Origin of the sequence: Mesorhizobium sp. M1A.F.Ca.IN.020.03.2.1 (assembly GCF_004023205.1) — a bacterium.
Classification (GTDB): domain Bacteria; phylum Pseudomonadota; class Alphaproteobacteria; order Rhizobiales; family Rhizobiaceae; genus Mesorhizobium.
Genome location: NZ_RZSV01000392.1, coordinates 1 through 3019, shown reverse-complemented (window position 1 = coordinate 3019; position 3019 = coordinate 1). Strand labels below are relative to the sequence as shown.

Annotated in this window: 3 protein-coding genes; all 3 read right to left on the bottom strand. The window is 65.4% G+C overall.

The window, feature by feature from the left end; all coding sequences use genetic code 11:
• Positions 1–557 (bottom strand): DUF1513 domain-containing protein (locus tag EOA79_RS31090; protein WP_128293631.1); only part of this gene is annotated, 557 nt, incomplete at its 3' end.
• Positions 558–561: 4 nt separating this feature from the next.
• Entirely contained in the window at positions 562–1641 is a 1080-nt protein-coding gene (locus EOA79_RS31085; RefSeq protein ID WP_127335258.1) for an imelysin family protein, read from the bottom strand.
• On the bottom strand, positions 1641–3019 hold a 1379-nt coding region (locus EOA79_RS31080; protein WP_245489977.1), incomplete at its 5' end, for a di-heme oxidoredictase family protein. The genes EOA79_RS31085 and EOA79_RS31080, both read right to left, overlap by 1 nt.

The following is a 3019-nucleotide window of genomic DNA, read 5'->3' as shown; positions in this document are numbered from 1 at the left end:
TGCGTTTCGATGCCGCCATTGGCGATGGCGAGCGCCCTGCCGTCGGCGAGCAGCAGCAGTTCGTGCGGACCCATGCCGTAGGTCGGGAACTCGCCGACGCGGCTGAACTTCGCCCGCGCGTCATAGACGCCGACGACGCCGGCGGCGTTGTGGAAATCATTTTCCGTTGCATAGAGCAGCGCGCCGTCGGGCGAGAACACGCCGTGACCGAAGAAGTGCCGGCCGGCAATGCTGGCGATGATCAAAGGCTTCTCGCGGCCGGTGTGGTCGAAGACCATCGCGAAGGTGCCGGGCTGGCGGGCGAAGACGACCGAGCGTTTCGACACTGGATCGAACGCGACGTCGTGGCCACGGTCGGGCAGATCGAGCGTGTGCAGGATCTTGCCGGCCTCGGAGAGCACGGCGGCGCCGAAGCTGCCGTCGCGCCTGACGAAGGCCGTGGCGAAGACGGCGTCCGTTGCAAGCGTCTCCGCCCAGGCGCGCGGCGCCATCGCCGCGGCGAAGCCGGCGCCGGCGGCACGCAGAAAGTCGCGGCGATCGATGAGCGGCGTCGTCACGGCGTCAATCACCATCCAGCGACGAAAAGCCGGCGGTGAGGCCAAACTCGGCGGTCATCCTGGTGCCGATCAGGGTCGAGAGGCTGGAGGTGATCAGCGCGAGATGCTCGAGCTTGTCGCGCAGCGCCGGATCGGCGAGCGCCTTATCGATCGGGCCGCCAACAGACTTCGCCGTCGCCACGCCGTTGGTCAGCTGGATGTGGATGGATTCGGCCATCCACCGCGCATCGGCGGGCAGCGCATCGCCAAGCTTCGAGGCCTGGAACAGCTTGTCGATGCCGGACAGATTTCCGGCCAGCGAATTCAGCGTGTTCTGCGAACGCCAGTAGATCGCCTGCTTCGGCTTGTCAGCATCGGGCTTCGCGCCAAGAAAACCTTTGAGCCGCACGTCGCGGATCATTTCCAGCTCATTGATGAAAACGCCGACCAGTTCCGTGACCGCTTCGGTGCCATCACGATAGAGCGGGTTCTTCGGCCCCGGATTGGCCCAGAGCGAGGCAAAACCATCGGGCTTGCTCCATGCTTCGCGGACCTCGCCGGCAATCGCCTGGATGTTGCTGGCCACCGCCGCCCCGTAGGCGCAGCGATAGGGATCGTCCTTACTGGCAAGCGTTTCGGCACCATCGCCGAACAGCACATATTCCAACGCACCGAGGCCCTGCATGGCAACGCTCTTTCCCGCGAGTTGCGCCGGATCGTCGGCGGATGGATCCTTGGCAACGAGGGTCGACTGCACCTGCCTCAATCCGATGCTCTTGCGGTCCGGCCAGTACAGCATGCGCTCCAGCCGGTTGTTTTCCTTGATGGGCCCGAAGGCGATGATCTCGGCCACCGACCAGGCTTCGACTGTGGCGGAAAACTCGGTACGCGCCGCGTCGAGATTTTGCTGGGACGGCGCATTGCAGAGCTGGCGCATCGCCTGGGTCAGGGTCCCGGCATGATCGTCGAGGCTGGCGTAGGCCGGGCGGACGAAGCCGTCGATCGCGCGGCCGATGACATCGGAGGCTTTGACCGCGGCCTGGGCCGGCAAGGCCGCGGCCAGCAAGAAAGGAAGGGCAAGCGCGGCGGCACGTCGATTAAACATCAGAGCGACTCCAGGAATTTGATCAGCGCATCGCGGTCGGCGGCAGTTGCGCCGGCAAAGCGGTCGCGCGCCTTCTGGCCCTCGCCGCCGTGCCACAGGATCGCCTCTTCGAGCGTCCGCGCGCGGCCGTCATGCAGATAGAAGCTGTTGCCGTTGACCGTGGCGGTCAGGCCGATGCCCCAGAGCGGCGGCGTGCGCCATTCGCTGCCGCTCGCTTCCCCCACGCGCTGGCCGTCGGCGAGACCCTCGCCCATGTCGTGCAGCAGGAAATCGGAATAGGGCCAGATCAGTTGGAAGGCTTGCGCCTTGTTGGGCGTGCCGCGCATGGTGACGAATTTCGGCGTGTGGCAGGAAATGCAGCCCATCTCGTAGAACTGCTTCTTGCCGGAAAGAACCTCCGGCTTGTCGAGGTCGCGCCGCGCCGGCACAGCGAGGTTCTGCGAATAGAAGGTGACGAGGTCCATGACCGGGGGCGGCGCTTCCGCCGCGCCCCGGCGCTCTTGGACGCCGTTCGGCAGGGTAAGGCAAGCCTTCTCAGCCTCGGTACAGTCCCCCCAATGCTTCGGCACTTCAGGCGTCGAGATGCCGATATCGCCGGCAAAGGCATCGGCGGCCTGCTGCCGGATCGATGCGGCCTGCGCTTTCCAGCCGAAGCGGCCCAAAGTTATCGCGCCGCTCAACTCCTCGCGAACTATGTTCGGCCGGCCGGAGATGCCGTCGCTGTCGCGGTCATGCGGATCGGCAAGGGCAAGGATGTCGGCCGGGGCGATCTCCTCGATCAGTCCGAGCCCGATCATTGGCGGCGTCAGGCGCGGCGACAACGTCGTGCGCGGGTGGAGCGGGCCATAGCCCGGATTCTCGACCGAGTAGCGGGGCTTGCGCAGCAAAACGACGGCACCGTCGCCCAGCGTGACCTTCGCTTCCGAATAGTCGATGCGCATGCGGCCTTCACCCTTGAGGCCGGGAACCGCCAGATCCTGCAATTGCGAGCCATAGACAGGATCGGGGAAATTCAGCAGCTTGTAGTCGGCAAGTTCGGCTCTCTCCTCGGCATTGCTTGCATCGCGCGCCAGCCGCAAGAACATCGAGGTCGAGCCTGTGCCGCTTTCCGGCGGTCGGCCGCGACCATCCTTCAGATGGCAGTTCTGGCAGGCGCGTTCGTTGAACAGCGGCCCGAGCCCGTCGGACGCTTGGGTCGATGACGGCGACGACACCCAGTTCTTGCGAAAAAGCGCATTGCCGAGCTTGAAGGTCGCTTCCTCCTCGAAGGTGATGTTGGCGGAAGGCTGCGAGAAGGCGTCGCGGTTGACGCCCTTCCTCGACGTGCCGGCGCCGCCCTGCATCAGCTCGAACGGTTCGGGCTTTGTAAAGTCGGTCG

Bases quoted from the DNA above. Each gene is read 5' to 3' on its own strand.
- EOA79_RS31085 (WP_127335258.1), bottom strand. From the start codon at position 1,641: ATGTTTAATCGACGTGCCGCCGCGCTTGCCCTTCCTTTCTTGCTGGCC.